Source organism: Desulforhopalus sp. IMCC35007, assembly GCF_005116575.1.
Classification (GTDB): domain Bacteria; phylum Desulfobacterota; class Desulfobulbia; order Desulfobulbales; family Desulfocapsaceae; genus Desulforhopalus_A.
Genome location: NZ_SWCN01000001.1, coordinates 242037 through 257138 on the forward strand (window position 1 = coordinate 242037; position 15102 = coordinate 257138).

Here is a 15102-nt window from a genome sequence, read left to right on the forward strand (position 1 = left end):
TATGCGAAGACAAATTTCTCTCCTCATGCTGGCCGGAGTGGTTGTCGGCTTATCTGCCCTATCCGCTTTATCGGCATTATCAGAATCACCTTCAGATCAAGACAATGCATGCCCTTGTTCCGACAAGGCTGTCCCTTTTTTACCAGCGGCTCTTCTGGAAAAGGCCAGGGAACAGGCTGTAATTGACGGTGATGCAACCAGAAAAGTCATGGATACGGCCAGAGAGCTGGCTAAGACCATGACTCTTGCTGAAAATATCCATAAAGAGGCAGGAATACAAGCAGCCCAAAAGTCCAATGCCGATTTCAGGAAGCCCGAATTTCAGCGGAAAATGGCAGCTGAGCTCACCAGGCAGACAGATTTGTTTCTGCCTGAAAACGGGAGAGCCAAACAACAGGAACAGGCGGAAAAAGGCATTTTTACCGAGACCGAAAAAGTGTACCTCTTTTTGTCCAGTTCCATCCCGGAGGCGTCGTTTCAGGGGTACATGGCCTCTCTTGAAGACGTACCCGAGATTGTGCCGGTCATGAGGGGCATGGTAGGCGGTCTGAACAGAGAGCACAGGGAAGAAAGGGTGCAATGGTGGAGCAAGGTTCTGCAAAAAGATACCGCCTGCGAAAAGAGACCGGAAAAGCCATGTGAGCTGATTAAACCAACAATTCCCATCAAGCCCGCACTCTTTAAGCAGTACAGCGTCACCGAAGTTCCAGCCCTGATCTACGATCGAGGCGACATGTTTTTTCATATTCAAGGCGATGTGGGCCTTGTCAGCCTCTTGGAAAAAGTTAATCAGGAGGCCAAAAGCCCAGGAGTCACAGCCGTTATAACCAAAATCAGAGGAAGCCGATGAGTCAGTTTGAATTAATAAGGCCCTTGCGCTCAGAGCACGATGTCAAAGCCCTGATTCACAGCGGGGATCTTGCCATTATCGGACCACACGCGGTGGCGGTGTATCTGGTAATCAATGCCGAGAAAACATTTCCGACAGTGAAGGTGCTTTGTAAAAAAAGTGGGATTTCCGACAAGCCGGTGCGCCGTTCCTTGGCGGTACTTGAGGAATACGGCTACATAGGCAAAAAAGCGACAAAACAGGCCCGTGGCTGTTCGGCTTTCCCTTTAGGCCTGAAGCAGGTACGGCTCACCAATGAAAATCAAATCTGAGTCATTTAGCGCATCTTCTGGATGCTGAACCGTTGTTAGAAATAACATGGCCGAACTCATGGTAGGGAACGGCACTCAATTCAGTCCCCCCTTGAGGGGGATAAGGATCCGTAACGAAATGGAAATAAATGGCCAATATTTCGTAACGGCTCCTAAGAAGAACCGCTATGGCCAAAAGTAAATCACTGCAAATGCTACCAGATAATCTCGAAGAACAGCAAATTCCGAATTTACCCGCGCATACCAATATTGAGCATGTGGCGCCAAACAGTTGTCTGCAATCGGCTCTGTTTGGACTGATAGAAAAAGGAACCCGGAAATACTTAAAACAACAGCAAGTCGCTTCATTGAATGGCGTGGAAATATGGTACACCGGCGAGCAGCTCGATCAGAGCGATCTCGATGTTTTTCTTCACGCAATTCATTTAACGGCCGACGAAAAAAATATCCTGCCGGGAAATGTCGTACGCTTTTCCATGAATGGTTTTCTGGCTGCCACCGGAAAGACCGTTGGCGGTTCCGGTGAAAAATGGCTGATGAGTGTCATTGATCGTTTGGCTGCCAATATGGTGTATATCGAGGTCCCTGATTCATATACGGGAAAGCGGCAAATGTACGGCGGCTCGTTAATACGGGATTTTTTCTACGATTATAAAACGCAAACCTATTCACTGCGCTTAAACAGTAGTTTAGGCGCACTGTTTGAGCGGGGATGGACCTCTGTGCAATGGGAACAGCGGGTATCCTTATCCAACAATTTATCAAAATGGTTACATGGATTTTACAATAGCATGCAAACCATTTTCCCTATGCAGGTGTCTAAATTACTGGAATTGAGTGGTTCAAGTTGCGGTAGGTTAAGTGATTTCAGAAGAGCCTTACGCCGTTCTCTGGATAATCTTGTGGAAGTTGGAGCTATACAATCCTGGACAATAGATCACGAGGACAAGATTCATATCGTTCGTTTTCAGACTAAAAAAGTCACGGAAAAACCGGTTTAGAGCATGGCATAGCGCTAGCAAAAGGCATGGCATAGCGGTCGCAAAAGGCATGGCATAACGGTCGTAACGGGTATGGCATAGCGGTCGCAAGTGGTATGACATAGTGGTCTCAAAGGTATGGCATAGCGCTCGCAAAGGCATGGCATAGCGCTCGCAAAGGCATGGCATAGCGGTCGCAAAGGCATGGCATAGCGGTCGCAAGGGTATGGCATAGCGCTCGCAAGGTATGGCATAGCGCTCGCAGTGAGTATGGCATAACGCTCGCACGACTATGGCATAGCGCTCGCAAAATTATTTTTTTGACCATCAAAAAAGAGCGATAAAACAACACGATATTTGACGGAGAAAAATTAGCAAAAGCTTTTAAAAGATTATTAAAAAGAAAAGAAGAAGACATGACCCAAGAAAGAGCAAAAACTCCTGGGGAAGAAACCCCAAAAACAACTCCCGGCTATCTGGAAATAATTGTCATGACCATTCTGATCGTTGGTGGTGCGATCTGGGGATACGATCAGTTTCTTGCCCAGAAGATTTTGACCTTTGACCTCAAGGGTTATCTGCACGGGCAAACGGCTTTGATAAAAGCAGGTGAAATGACGGAGGAGCAGTTCAAATCGAACTTGGACCAGACAGAAGCACTTCTCGATGCAAAAGCTAAAAAGAGACGGCACGTGATACTTTTGAAAGATGTGGTGATGCGAAATGGTAACGAGATTTCTCATGAGTAGCCGGTTGGTTGGGTTTTTCTTTGGTTTGACGCGCTGGGAAAAGACCGTGGCAATGGTTTTTCTCGCTGCCGTGCTGCTGGGGTCGTTCCTGCCGGGACGGCTCATTGTTGCCCTCAGCGATTCACTCGACCATCGGCTTTTTTTCATGACGGGCTTTAACCGGGATAAAATCAAAAATGGCGATTATCTCGTTTTTCAAGGGGACAAAGAAGAAGTCGAAAAACATGCCAAGCCTATGCTGAACAAAAAACTGGGTAAGCTGATAAAAAAAGTTGGCTGCGCTCCAGGTCAAGTGCTCACCCGTGATGTCCAGGGCCAATTCTTCTGCCAGGGTGTTTTTGTCGGTAAGGCGTTGGCAGCTGATACTCGCAAGCGGCCTTTACCTCAATTTCAATTTTCAGGGGTTGTGCCCAAAGAAAACTTCTTCATGATCGGCACCAACCCCCGCAGCTACGACAGCAAATATTTTGGATTTGTTGATGCAGGCAAAATTCTTCATAAGGCACTACCGCTGTGGTAACCGGTTTTGGTAGAGGGGTTGCCAGAAGGATTATCGGCAGAGGAATTATCGGCGCCTGGCTGTGTTGCTGGCTTCTGGTCATGACCATGACGACAAAGACCATGGCCGAAGAGGTTCCTGTGTCGGGACCGGCTTTCTATGAAACCGCCAAAGAAGGTTGGTTCTGGTATCACGACCCGCCTCCAGAAGTACCGGAGGAATCTGACATCCTCGACAATTCAACCATAACACGAGAGGCCGGGCCAAAGGTATTCGAGACCAGAAACCCGTCGATGGACAACTACACCATCAACGACATCTGGAATTTACATCCGGACGAATTTCAAGGGCTGTTGAATGGAGTGCAGAAAAAAGCGGTACAAACGCCGAATGAGAAGAACATTCTGGAATATCTCATCATGCAGGATGTCGCTCGCCGGAAAGCCCTGGCCTATGCCAATGCCACAAAATTCGTCACTCAAAAATACAGCGATAAATTCAATATCAATCAGGTGTATCCGACAACGACACCAGGTATATCGGCCAGGGTACAGGAGCAACAAAAGGAAATATCCAGCACCATTCTGGCTGCTCGCGAAAATCATGCCTTGCTCTTTTTTGTCAGCCAGGGTTGTGGATTCTGTGACAGGCAAGCGGCAATCCTCACCTATTTCGTGGAAAAATACGGCTGGCAGATCAAGCCCATTGATATCGGCCGGCACACCACTGTGGCGGCGCGGTTTAACATCACTACCACTCCAACCCTGGTGCTCATCAAAGACGGAACAGAACAATCCATGCCGATATCAGTCGGGGTAGTGGCCTTATCCGAACTGGAGCGAAAACTCTATCAGGCCATCCGCTATCTGGGCGGGGAAACGAATATAGATACCTTCCAGACCTATGATTATCAAAAAGGCGGCGCCCTTGACCCTGGTGCAATTTTAGAGATCGAAGAACAGCCCTGGAGGGAGAGATAATGAAAAAGATAATCTTCGCTTTATACGTGAGTTTGTTATGTCCAATTTCAGTCCAAGTTGCAGAAGCCGGTTGGGTGGATGATTGGTTGCAACAGAGCAACACAACGCAGACCGGCTATTTTCAGGGACAACAGCGGGGATATTATTCCGCAGGGAGTTTTTCCGGTCGCTGGAAAAGTACCGCCGATTATCCGGTTACTCTCGAAATGCCGAAAGTAAAGAGCGGCTGCGGCGGTATTGACGTGTTTATGGGCGGTTTCTCGTTTATGGACACCGATTATCTGGTGGATAAGCTCCAGGCCATCTTGTCAAATGCCGCCGGGGTGGCCTTTGATCTGGGACTGAAAACCCTCTGTGAACAATGCTCCAACACGATCAAAAACTTTGAGGCGCTTTCCGACGCGCTCAACCAGATGCAGATAGACGAATGTTCAGCAGGGAAGTCGTTGGTCGGCATTGTCGCTGACGAAAATGGTTTTCATTCCGGAGAAGAAATGAAGGAGCGACTCGGTACCGCAGTCAAGGAAAACAAATTAGTCAGCGGGGTATCGGACATGTGGACAAACCTGACCACGGCGGAACAGGCAAGCGGTGGTGCTGTTACATCTGGTGATGTATCCGCTGTCACCTCGGGCTGTAATGCGGATGTGCTGGATTTGTTTTTAAACGGCGACTCGATGCTCGCTAATGTCGGAGGGAAAATGTCGATACCTGGGGCGCACATCGATCTTATTCGCGGTCTGGTCGGTGATCTGAAATTATCGGGACCGGCTGAGGCATACAAAATTTCCTACATGCCGCCCTGTTCGGAAAACAATACCGATTCGCTCAGATCCGTTGCCATTGGTGATATTTACACCAAAAGCTCTACCGGCACGTGTTTGCAGGTGACAGACGGCAACAGGGATATGGGCGTGTATGTGAAAACGCAGTTGAGCAGCATTGCCGACAAATTACGCAGCAAAGGCACATTCACACCGGCAGAGATAGCCTTTATGGACTCCAGTCCGCTGTCTCCCTTGCCTATTCTCAAAAGTGCCGTCGGCACCAGGACGGAAGGTGCGACGTTAAGCGGCCTGGCCGATATAACCGCCGCTGCTTACAGCCTGCAGATGATCTCCGATTTGTATATTCGGGCGGAAATGATTGCCAGAAAAGCCCGAGAAGTTCTGGAGAAAAAGGCTTCAGGATCAAGTGGCAGTCCAGATACCTGTGCCGCTGTTATTTTCGCGGAAAATGCCGGCCAGGACCTTTCTCTCATGCTGGAGAAAATCCAACAGTTAAAAGAAGGGGCGAAAACCAGTTATATCGCCTCGACAGCAGAGATGAATGCCATTCTCAGCTATCTCGAACGGATGCAGGACCTTGAAAGCCGGATGAACCAGGAGGTTACCCGTCGGTTCGGTAAAGATGTCGTCTCAAGGATTCAATAGCATTGAACCAGGGGAACTTGCACGAAAAGAGTTTTTTCGGGTTCAAAAAATGCCATCAAAGGAGAATGAAATTATGAAAAAAACAATCTGTCTTTTTTTAACGTGTGCATGCACGGTGCCCGTCTTCAGTTATGCGGCAAACCCGAATTTTCAGGAAGGGCAAACGACATCTCCCCAGATGCGGCAGTATTTTGAAGGTCGAAAAGCGGAATATACTCAGTACCTGGCTGATTTAGCAACATACAACCAGGCTGTTGCCTATCAACAGGCATGGGACAGACAAACAAATCAAGAGGATAAGGCACAGCAAGAGACCCAGGCAAACCTGCAGGCTGCTATAAATCAAACAGCACAAGAGTGCGCACAATACACAGACCCAGCGGAGCAGCAGGCATGTCGGCAAACCGTGACGGACATGCAAACCCGGATGTTCGATCAAGCCGCGCAATATGAAGAGTACCGACAAGACCGGCTAAGATCGAGGCCGGTTGTCGGCCCAAAACCGACCTTTCACGACAATACCGCCGAACTCGCCAAGGCGTACATTTTTGATGAAAATGAGGTGCTGAAGGAGAAGGTTCATATCGTTGGCGCAAGAAATATGAAAGATGAACGAGGAAGAAGCATCAACAACGAGGGAGATGTCAGGGCCTACTATGAACGTCAATACGGTGGGAGATAACGGCTTGGCCATGAAAAGAACTCCTCGTAATTTCCCCGTCGTTTTGTGTCTGGTATTTCTGGCCGCAACCTTCTCTGTCACTCCGGCCTCTGCCATGGATATGGAATACTATACCTACGGCGGTTTTGGTCCGATTACCCAGGCCTTCACCCGACTGGCTCTGATATTCAATGACGCTGGATATATAGGCTTGTTTGCCGTGGTGGCGGTTATGGGTTTTCTTGCAGGGGCTGTTTCCTGGCTTGTTCAGGTATCCAATGGCGGGAGAGCCACTCCGCTCATCTGGACGGTACCAATTTTCTTTGGGATACTGCTCTACTTTGGTCTCTTTGTGCCCAAGGGAAATATCACCGTTTATGACCCAACGCTCAATAGATTTCAGACTATTGGTGGAATCCCTGATGCGGTTGTCTTTACTGCCGGTGTACTCAACAAAATCGAAAGAGGGCTGGTTGACATTATCGATACGGCCTCCGCTCCCGATTCGGAATATTCCAGAGGCGCCGGTGGCAGAGGTTTCAAGACCCTGGAGTCGGTGAGAAACTCATACATCAAGGATAACCACCTCAGAACAAGTCTGATCCGCTATACCAAGGATTGTGTGACTTTTGAACTGATGCGGCCTGGAACCACCTTATCCCTTGATACTCTTCGCAACGAAACCACCGATTTCTTGACGGAACTTGCCAAGGCTGTACATCCATCAATCTATACGGTGTACTATGATTCGACGGAACCGGCCGGTGTAACGAAAACCTGCACCGAAGCATGGAACCTTCTCCTGCCGATTTTTCAAAATCCCACGAATTATGAGGAAGCGCTGAGGAAGACCTGCGGCAAGGCGGCTTTTGATTCCAACAATGCTCTTGAATATGCTACCTGCACTGACCTTATCACCAGCACTTTGAGATTCACCACGGGAAATACAGTCGTACCGGAGAAGCTCATCCAGCAACGACAGATCTCAGAAATTCTGTATACTTTCTACTATCAGGATGATGTGGAAACCGCCATGCTCATGGAGGCAAACCGGAAGATCACCTCGCAAGGCTGGGGCGTTGGTATTGCCATGAACGAATGGATACCGATTATCAAGGCGATCATGACTGCCATTGCCATTGGCATGATTCCGTTCCTGGCCTTATTTCTGCCGACCCCCGTCGTCGGCAAGGCCCTTTCAGCCATGTTCGGTTTTTTCTGTTTTCTGACCATCTGGGGCATAACTGATGCGGTGGTGCATACTGCGGCTATGGATTACGCACAATACGCCTTTGAAGAGATGCGCCAGTCGTCTTTAGGTGTCTATTCGATGGCCGCTTTTCCTTCATTATCTGAAAAGATGCTGAGCATGTTCGGTATTATCCGCTCGTCGGGGATCATGCTGGCAAGTCTCTTCACCATGATGCTGATTAAATTTGGTGGTCATGCCCTGGCAATGATGGCCGGCAGCTTGAGTAGTTCGGTAAGCAGAGCAGGTGGCGCAGCCGGGGCCTTGATGACGCCGGAAGGCACCTCGGCAGCCATGAGCCAGCAGCTGAAAGCATCAGGGAATTTGGAGGGTATGCCGCAACATAGGTTTTCCAACATGGCTTCGGCAGAGGCTTTCAATAGTGTCCATAGTCCGGTTGGTGGATACAATTCCTCTATGAACGCCAGGAACGCTTTGGCACAATCAGGGCAAATTCCACAAGGGACATCGGATGCCGACTATGCAGAGATGAAGCATAGCTTTAACCAACAGGCTGGAACAGCAGCCGGTCAAGCATCGGTTTCTCTTGGCCCAGACGGACAAGCGACCCAGGGCAAAACGAATGCCGTCATGCCAAGTGGTTCTACAATGGCCGGGACAACCTTTGGGGGTGGTGGACCAGGTGTACAGAATCTCAACGGCGCATGGGGCAAAGGGAGTTTTGAATCTGACGGTCGTGGCGGCACCAATCTCACCTCTGCCAGTGTAAATGGGATGTCTCCTATGGCTCTTGCAGAACAGAACGCACATATCAATACCGAAAAGGCAGCTCATGCCCTTGGTACCAATGAGAGTTGGGACAAGATGAGGAGCCAGCTGCAAACTGATGGTCTTATCAGTGCCGAATCTCGTGCCTATGGTGATAAGCTGAGTAATTCTCTAGCCTCTGGTTGGGACAGAGCTATGCAGGATAAATCCGGTTTCGTCCGTGGCCTGAGTAAAGAGCAACAGGAAAGCCTTTCTGGTGCTGCAGGTGCAAGTATCGCGGTGCAGGCATTTGGATTAGGGTTTAAAGGAGGGACAGAATATAAAATGACAGGAATCGGAAAGGATGGCACACAATTGTCTTTTACGATTGATGAAAGTACTGCGAAAAAATTCAGTAACACTCAAAGTCAAATCCATGAAAGAGCTATCGCCGAAACCTTTGGTAATAGCAAAGGGCTTCAATTTGCTACAAATTTGGCAAATAAGATCGGTGCGACTGAAGCAGCTTCATATATGCAAGAGGCCAGCAACATGACCCGTACAACGGAAACTACAGGGGCCGATGCAACAACCGCCTTTGTTGGTTGGTATGCAAATGATCGCTACGGTTCAAGTAGCCCTGAAAATATCGACAAAGCAGGTGCCGCCCTGAATCACATGGCTACAGGCGGAGCGGCCGGCATGAATCAATTACACGACCATCAACAAAGATTCCTCAATAGTGGTAATTACACTTGGGGTGACGGAGAAGCACAGGCGAATAGTGCCATTGATGCTAACAGAGCTGAGGTCGGCGGAGGAATGGCAAATGTCCAGGAACAGGTCATGCCAGGGGCAGATTCAGCGATTGGCCGGACTGAAAATATTACTCCAGATGATTTTAGCGGCCATCCTGCTGATAATCATACTTCTTTCGGATCACCAATAGAAAGCGGCCAAAAGACTCTCGATGATGCGGATGCTATGAGGAATCAACATGAAAACAGAACACACCAATTTAATGATGGCACGGAAAAAGTAGTGGAGCCATTTATAGGAAATCGAATAGCAAGATCAATTCACAATGCAGATCAAAAAATCAAAATGCAACTGGCCGCAAGAAAAGCAGCAGGAAAACCACCTCTGGAAGGTGATTAACTGCAAAAACAACATTCGGTTGAAAGGGAGAGGATGCAGTGGATCGTAAATGACACTACAATATTGTTCTATTTATTCCATTGCTCAAGCTGGCTACGCATTTCCTCAGCTAATGTAGGGGTACGTTCCCCAATATTTTTCTCATCCCCAGATAAGACATTAATCGTCAAATAAATAACGAAAAACACCATAACTGCTTTGAAAAAATAGGAAATCCCGGTTAAAGCAGAATTGTATCTCCGCCTTTGAAACTCAACATAATTGGGAGCTTCGAACCAATTCTCTTCTGGAGGAAATATATCCTTGGTAATCGGCTCGACCAATTTGTCGATCATATTAAAAAGACCCATGACTTATTCTCCTTACTATTGCTGAAAACAGACAAAGGAACCGACACCATTACAGCCAGGACAGAAAATCACCAATAAAATACTACAACTCCTTCTATGGTGAAATAAGTATGACAAAAAAAAGTATTTGTCAATACCGCTGAAATTCCATTGAAATAACCCAAAAACAGGCAAATAGATTCATCAAGACCATTATGGACTTGAACAGCATGCAACAAGAAAAAGCGGCCACTTCTGACGAGTTTTTTTGAAGTCGATTCTCAATGGCTGCTAATTTTCATTGAAAATTCAGCTCTTCCCTGCTCAAACCACGTTCGGTCGTTGGTCTCCAATCGTCGAAACACAATATAATGGGAGGAATTGAAGTTTCTGATCAGGTAATTTATTGCTTGTGCCGCTATACAGTACCAATCCTTGCGGACAATTCTGATACTTTTCAAGCATAAGGTGCAGACTTCGTAAACTTCCACTTGGTCCTGATTTAACCTCTACCGGGTAAATCTTCCCTTGCCGAACAACGAGAAAATCTACCTCGGCACTACTGCCACGACTCTCCCGTGCCCAATAAAATAACTCTGAACTATGCCAGGCCAGGAGTTCCTGGGCAACGAATTGTTCCGCAAGTTTGCCACGGTACATTGCCAGCAGGTTTTCCTGCTGCAGTTCCAGCTCAACCGGCACCTGACAGAGTTTCTGCATCAAACCTATGTCGAGCAAGGATGCCTTGAATTTTTTGGGATTGGCTGTTGCGCCTAAGGGCAAGCCACTTGGGTCGCAGGCCGGAATTTTATGAATCACCTTCGCTTTGGCCAGCAGGTCAAACGCCTTGCGATTCATTTGGCTTGAATGCCCATCATTTAAACGGGTATATTTTAATTGCTCGCCAATACTTTTTGCCACGCCCAAAAAAACTGCGTCCAGGCAGGTCGGATTAATATGGGGAGTATATTTGGAAAAATCATCGCGATACGAGTCCAGAATTTCTGATTGGACTTGAAAGGTTTCAACCATGGAACCAGAGTCACGATAGGTCTTGACACATTCAGGCATGCCGCCGACAAAGAAATAGTTCCGCAATTCCTTGAGAATGATTTCCTGGATAGACCCGGCAACGTCATCCGGCTGATTGAGAGTATATTCAGCCATCTGTTCTTTGCCCGTTGCCAGAAGATATTCATAAAATGTCATCGGATGCAGATACAGATACTGAACGCGACCAACAGGAATGGATATTTCGCCGAAGGCAAACTCCAACAATGAACCGGCTGCTATAACATGGAGTTCCGGCATCTCTTCATAAAAGTAGCGTAACGCCATTAATGCACGCGGACAAGCCTGGATCTCATCAAAGAAAAGAAGCGTCTGGCCGGCTATGATTCGACCGGTTGCCAATTCCAGGTGGTTCAGTATCGATCGAGGCTCAAGATTCTCGCCGAAAAGAGGGTGGAGGTCGCGACGCTTTTCCAGATCTATTTTGACAAAACTCTTGAATTGTTTCGCCAGAACATTCTCGACAAGCCACGTTTTCCCAACCTGGCGCGCCCCACGAATTATAAGAGGCTTACGACGCGGCGAATCTTTCCAGCCTGCAATCTGTTTTTCCGCCAATCGTTGCACGCACTATTCTCCTTTGTTGCAGATGTGTTAGTACAGAGTGTACAACACAACCGTATATTACTGCCGTGAAGATGAAATTCAATGGTTATTAGACTATTTAAAAGTAATAAGTCAAGGTTATTTATTTTCTTGTTGCTAGAAAAGCACAACCAACTGTCCAGACTGTCAATACACAAAACCATCGCTGTTTGGAAGTTATTGACAAGTTGAGCTCCTAGATTGTAATCATATCTGACAGGCAACCTTGTGATATTGGTTTGAGTAATCAATAGTAATAACAGATAATAGGTGGTATCGGTATAGCGAAAAGTAATTGCATGGGACACTGCCATGTCGTGGTGGTAGCATTATTATTACGGTCATGTCATTGAGTGCTGTGAAAACAAAGGATGTCCCTCAAAATTTCAAGAAGGTAGTTTACCTAGCTATTTATAGATAACAAGAGGGCAAAAGAAGATCTTTAATGGCTAAGGTAAAAATTTCATGGAGTCTTGATACACATTCAAGATTAATGAAGCATATCAATGCGGTTCCAAATGGTCTTGCTTGTCAATGTAATGGTCCTGGCTGTGGAACAAAATTAATCGCAAGAAAAAAGGGTCCAGACAGGAAATGTCATTTGCGGACATAAAATTGGAATTAAGTCGTTTATGCGACTGTATTTGAGTGTTTGCAAAATCCGTCTATGTGTCCGGCAACCATAAACCCGATTAACAAGCTGTGTCGAAGCCGATACCAAAATCGGCTATGAGGTCAGCTCCACCCGTCACTTTTAAAAGCCGCCGCAGCTCCTCGCCCTAACCTAAATCAGCGCCGATATCCTCGCACTGGGACAGGGGACAGAGGGATTGCTGAGCGAAATTACTGGAGTAAAATCGAAACTATGTCGACGCAACGCTACTCAGTCACCCCGCATCCCATTGAAACTCTGCTCACCTGGGTTAAGTCTGGCGAGATTGCGATCCCTGAAATTCAGCGCCCATTCGTTTGGGAGCCTACTAAGGTCCGCAATCTTCTCGACTCGCTCTACCATGGCTATCCTGTCGGTTACCTCATCGCTTGGCGTAATCCTACGGTGAAACTCAAGGATGGCACCCCTTCTGCCGGTAAGCGGATCCTCATCGATGGTCAGCAACGGGTCACCGCCTTGATGGCCGGGTTGCTTGGGCGCGAGGTCCTGACTAAGGATTACGAGACCATTCGTATCCGCATTGCCTTCCACCCTCAGACGGAAAAATTTGAAGTCGCCAACCCGGCCATCCGCAAAGATGGGGCATGGATTGAAGATGTGGCTGCGGTCTTCGCTCCCGATGCTGATCTGATAGACCTGACCGAGGAGTATGTTGCCAAGAACACCGCCTCCGACCGGAAAAAAGTTGGTAAGGTCCTGCAGAAACTTGGCAAGATAATCAACAACCATGTCGGCCTGATCGAACTCGCCGAAGACCTTGACATCGAGACTGTAACTGAGATTTTCATCCGAGTGAATTCCGCCGGCGCCGAACTGTCGCAAGCTGACTTTGCCATGTCAAAGATTGCCGCCAATGAAACTTATGGCGGCAACATGCTGCGCAAAGCTATTGATTATTTCTGCCATCTGGCTGTTGCGCCCGAGTTTCTTGGCCGCATCGAAAAGGGAGACAAAGCATTTGCAGCCTCCGAGTTCTTGCCGCAAATGCGCTGGCTAAAAGATGTCAACGATGACATCTACGATCCCACCTATACCGACATGCTGCGGGTAGCCTTCACTGCGGAATTTGGCCGAGGCAAACTGGCGGATCTGGTGGCGCTACTCTCTGGCCGCAACTTCGAAACCCGGCAATATGAAGATGCTATTGCTGAGGCCTCGTTCGCCCGCCTCAAGCAGGGTATTCTTCATTTCATCAGCAAAACCCATTTCGATCGTTTTACAATGATTCTGCGGTCGGCGGGTTTTGTCACCAGCGACTTGATAGGCGGCAAAAATGCTGTTAATTTTGCTTATATCCTTTACCTGCGCGGCCGAGCCGAGAATGTGCCCGCCGCCGATCTCGAACAGCTGGTGCGGCGCTGGTATGCGCTCTCAATTCTCCGTGGCCGCTACACTGCCAGCCCGGAAACAGCCTTCGACTTCGATATCCGACAGATCGAGGGTAGGGGCTTGGTGCCTTACACTGCTTCGGTGATAGAGACGGAACTGCCCGAAAGCTATTGGACCGGCATGCTACCCCAGCTCATGGACACCTCATCCGGTCAGAGTCCCTACTTTCTCGCCTACAAAGCTGCACAGGTGAAATTGACTGACAAGGGATTTCTTTCGCGTGACATCAACGTCTTAGACCTAATGCTGAACCGCAGCGATGTGCACCATGTCTTTCCGCGCAATCATCTCAAAAGCCAGGGGCTTACTCGCGGCCGATACAATCAGATTGCCAACTTTGTGCTTGCCCAAAGCGAGATCAACATTGCCATTGGCGCAAAAGCCCCGGAGATCTATTTTAAAGAACTGGCCGAACAGTGTGCCGGTGGCGCAAAGAAATACGGCGGTATTACGGAACGTGAAGAGATGCGTGCCAACCTTAGGATGAGTTGCCTGCCGGAATCCCTCCTTGATGGAGTTATCCCTGCCTACGACGACTTTCTTCAGCAACGGCGTAAACTCATGGCCTTGAAAATCAAAGACTGGTTTGAAATCCTATGATGCCTTATCGAAACAACAACAGCAACCGGTTCGTAACATCCAGACCAATGGTAGATAGACTGTCCAGGGGAATTAGCAGCTAGCGATGATTGAGAGGCTCAATCCATTGACGTGAAGCGGACAGCAAAACGCATAAACGAAAACGGATGGTAATTTTTAAGATCTTATTGATTGGGCCGATTTGAGAAGTTGCTCAATCTCATTTGGTGAAAATTTATTATCAATAATAAAATGAATGAGATTCATAGCTTCAGGTTGGTCATGGAGGAAATCAACGATCTCCGGGTCGGTAGAGGACGACAATCGGAACAGAACATCTGGGTCAGCGGCTAACAATTTAGCCAGTACCTTAATAATTTCAGGGCGTGGCGGGCGTTCTTTGCCTCTCTCGATTCGGCTAAGGTAGGCTGGGGATATCCCAACCTTAACCGCAGTTTCGCGTAGCCCTAGATCTTGTGCGACTCTTAGTTCGCGTATAGTTTCACCAAAATTCTTCATCAACTTTATATAACTCACTGTTTAGTGTTACGCAACACAAAATTTACTTGGTAATATTTGCTGAAGTTTGGTATTTTCTAACGTAGCATTGCTCAGTGTTTGGAGAATTCCTTTTATTCAGGTGCTAAAACCTTTGGCGGACAACTGCCCATAAAGGAGAGGCGGCATGCAAAATGATGAAGTCTTAAAAATTAGAAATGTAGCTGCCTTGCTCAAAGTCGGTGAAAAAACGATCTACACCATGGCTCAGTCCGGTGAACTGCCTGCCTTCAAGGTGAGAGGGCAATGGCGATTCTCCCGCAAAGATATTGATATGTGGATCGAACAGCAGAAACACGCAACCAAGAATGTCAGCGAGTAAAGCCAGAAATGAGCTTTA

The 15102-nt window shown here is 47.8% G+C and carries 14 protein-coding genes; 11 read left to right on the forward strand and 3 right to left on the reverse strand.

Annotated elements, in window-relative coordinates; translation table 11 throughout:
* Nucleotide 1: 1 nt before the first annotated feature.
* The 9 genes from FCL48_RS01095 (at nucleotide 2) to FCL48_RS01135 (ending at nucleotide 9578) form a co-directional block, all read left to right on the forward strand.
* Nucleotides 2-850, forward strand: a complete 849-nt coding sequence (locus tag FCL48_RS01095) for a TrbC family F-type conjugative pilus assembly protein (protein ID WP_169309022.1) — start codon at nucleotides 2-4, stop codon at nucleotides 848-850.
* On the forward strand, nucleotides 847-1161 hold the full coding sequence (locus FCL48_RS01100; protein ID WP_136870392.1) for a helix-turn-helix domain-containing protein: 315 nt from the start codon (nucleotides 847-849) through the stop codon (nucleotides 1159-1161). Before FCL48_RS01095 ends, FCL48_RS01100 begins: the two co-directional genes overlap by 4 nt.
* 167 nt (nucleotides 1162-1328) lie before the next feature.
* Nucleotides 1329-2162, forward strand: coding sequence for a plasmid replication initiator TrfA (trfA, locus tag FCL48_RS01105; RefSeq protein WP_136870393.1), 834 nt, complete (start codon nucleotides 1329-1331; stop codon nucleotides 2160-2162).
* Between the two features lie 395 nt (nucleotides 2163-2557).
* Complete coding sequence (locus tag FCL48_RS01110) at nucleotides 2558-2890, forward strand: hypothetical protein (RefSeq protein WP_136870394.1); 333 nt, start codon at nucleotides 2558-2560, stop codon at nucleotides 2888-2890.
* Entirely contained in the window at nucleotides 2883-3410 is a 528-nt protein-coding gene (locus FCL48_RS01115) for a S26 family signal peptidase (RefSeq protein ID WP_256374261.1), read from the forward strand. Before FCL48_RS01110 ends, FCL48_RS01115 begins: the two co-directional genes overlap by 8 nt.
* Nucleotides 3404-4369: a conjugal transfer protein TraF gene (locus FCL48_RS01120; protein ID WP_136870396.1), complete on the forward strand. Its 966-nt coding sequence runs from the start codon at nucleotides 3404-3406 to the stop codon at nucleotides 4367-4369. Before FCL48_RS01115 ends, FCL48_RS01120 begins: the two co-directional genes overlap by 7 nt.
* A complete protein-coding gene (locus FCL48_RS01125) occupies nucleotides 4369-5802 on the forward strand; it encodes a conjugal transfer protein TraH (protein ID WP_136870397.1) in 1434 nt (477 codons plus the stop codon). The genes FCL48_RS01120 and FCL48_RS01125 overlap by 1 nt, the downstream gene beginning before the upstream one ends.
* Before the next feature lie 73 nt (nucleotides 5803-5875).
* Nucleotides 5876-6484 (forward strand): hypothetical protein, encoded by a 609-nt coding sequence (locus FCL48_RS01130; RefSeq protein ID WP_136870398.1) that lies wholly within the window; start codon nucleotides 5876-5878, stop codon nucleotides 6482-6484.
* On the forward strand, nucleotides 6411-9578 hold the full coding sequence (locus FCL48_RS01135; RefSeq protein WP_136870399.1) for a conjugal transfer protein TraG N-terminal domain-containing protein: 3168 nt from the start codon (nucleotides 6411-6413) through the stop codon (nucleotides 9576-9578). Before FCL48_RS01130 ends, FCL48_RS01135 begins: the two co-directional genes overlap by 74 nt.
* 68 nt (nucleotides 9579-9646) lie before the next feature.
* On the opposite strand, the gene FCL48_RS01140 is transcribed toward FCL48_RS01135, so the two are convergent.
* Nucleotides 9647-9928: a hypothetical protein gene (locus FCL48_RS01140; protein ID WP_136870400.1), complete on the reverse strand. Its 282-nt coding sequence runs from the start codon at nucleotides 9926-9928 to the stop codon at nucleotides 9647-9649.
* A 303-nt stretch (nucleotides 9929-10231) separates the two neighbouring features.
* Nucleotides 10232-11545 (reverse strand): ATP-binding protein, encoded by a 1314-nt coding sequence (locus FCL48_RS01145; RefSeq protein ID WP_136870401.1) that lies wholly within the window; start codon nucleotides 11543-11545, stop codon nucleotides 10232-10234.
* An 883-nt stretch (nucleotides 11546-12428) separates the two neighbouring features.
* Between FCL48_RS01145 and FCL48_RS01150 the strand changes: the two genes are divergently transcribed.
* On the forward strand, nucleotides 12429-14225 hold the full coding sequence (locus FCL48_RS01150; RefSeq protein WP_136870402.1) for a DUF262 domain-containing protein: 1797 nt from the start codon (nucleotides 12429-12431) through the stop codon (nucleotides 14223-14225).
* 156 nt (nucleotides 14226-14381) lie between these two features.
* Here FCL48_RS01150 and FCL48_RS01155 read toward each other — a convergent pair whose 3' ends face one another.
* The gene (locus tag FCL48_RS01155) at nucleotides 14382-14723 is read right to left on the reverse strand and encodes a helix-turn-helix domain-containing protein (protein WP_136870403.1); all 342 of its coding nucleotides are present in this window, start codon (nucleotides 14721-14723) and stop codon (nucleotides 14382-14384) included.
* A gap of 166 nt (nucleotides 14724-14889) precedes the next feature.
* On the opposite strand from FCL48_RS01155, the gene FCL48_RS01160 reads away from it, so the two are divergent.
* Nucleotides 14890-15084, forward strand: coding sequence for a helix-turn-helix domain-containing protein (locus FCL48_RS01160; protein ID WP_136870404.1), 195 nt, complete (start codon nucleotides 14890-14892; stop codon nucleotides 15082-15084).
* Nucleotides 15085-15102 lie beyond the last annotated feature (18 nt).

What these genes read in the sequence shown, in the direction of transcription:
- FCL48_RS01095 (WP_169309022.1), top strand. Translation starts at nt 2, where the DNA reads ATGCGAAGACAAATTTCTCTCCTCATGCTGGCCGGAGTGGTTGTCGGC.
- FCL48_RS01100 (WP_136870392.1), top strand. Translation starts at nt 847, where the DNA reads ATGAGTCAGTTTGAATTAATAAGGCCCTTGCGCTCAGAGCACGATGTC.
- trfA (WP_136870393.1), top strand. Translation starts at nt 1,329, where the DNA reads ATGGCCAAAAGTAAATCACTGCAAATGCTACCAGATAATCTCGAAGAA.
- FCL48_RS01110 (WP_136870394.1), top strand. Translation starts at nt 2,558, where the DNA reads ATGACCCAAGAAAGAGCAAAAACTCCTGGGGAAGAAACCCCAAAAACA.
- FCL48_RS01115 (WP_256374261.1), top strand. Translation starts at nt 2,883, where the DNA reads ATGAGTAGCCGGTTGGTTGGGTTTTTCTTTGGTTTGACGCGCTGGGAA.
- FCL48_RS01125 (WP_136870397.1), top strand. Translation starts at nt 4,369, where the DNA reads ATGAAAAAGATAATCTTCGCTTTATACGTGAGTTTGTTATGTCCAATT.
- FCL48_RS01130 (WP_136870398.1), top strand. Translation starts at nt 5,876, where the DNA reads ATGAAAAAAACAATCTGTCTTTTTTTAACGTGTGCATGCACGGTGCCC.
- FCL48_RS01135 (WP_136870399.1), top strand. Translation starts at nt 6,411, where the DNA reads ATGAACGAGGAAGAAGCATCAACAACGAGGGAGATGTCAGGGCCTACT.
- FCL48_RS01140 (WP_136870400.1), bottom strand. Translation starts at nt 9,928, where the DNA reads ATGGGTCTTTTTAATATGATCGACAAATTGGTCGAGCCGATTACCAAG.
- FCL48_RS01150 (WP_136870402.1), top strand. Translation starts at nt 12,429, where the DNA reads ATGTCGACGCAACGCTACTCAGTCACCCCGCATCCCATTGAAACTCTG.
- FCL48_RS01155 (WP_136870403.1), bottom strand. Translation starts at nt 14,723, where the DNA reads ATGAAGAATTTTGGTGAAACTATACGCGAACTAAGAGTCGCACAAGAT.
- FCL48_RS01160 (WP_136870404.1), top strand. Translation starts at nt 14,890, where the DNA reads ATGCAAAATGATGAAGTCTTAAAAATTAGAAATGTAGCTGCCTTGCTC.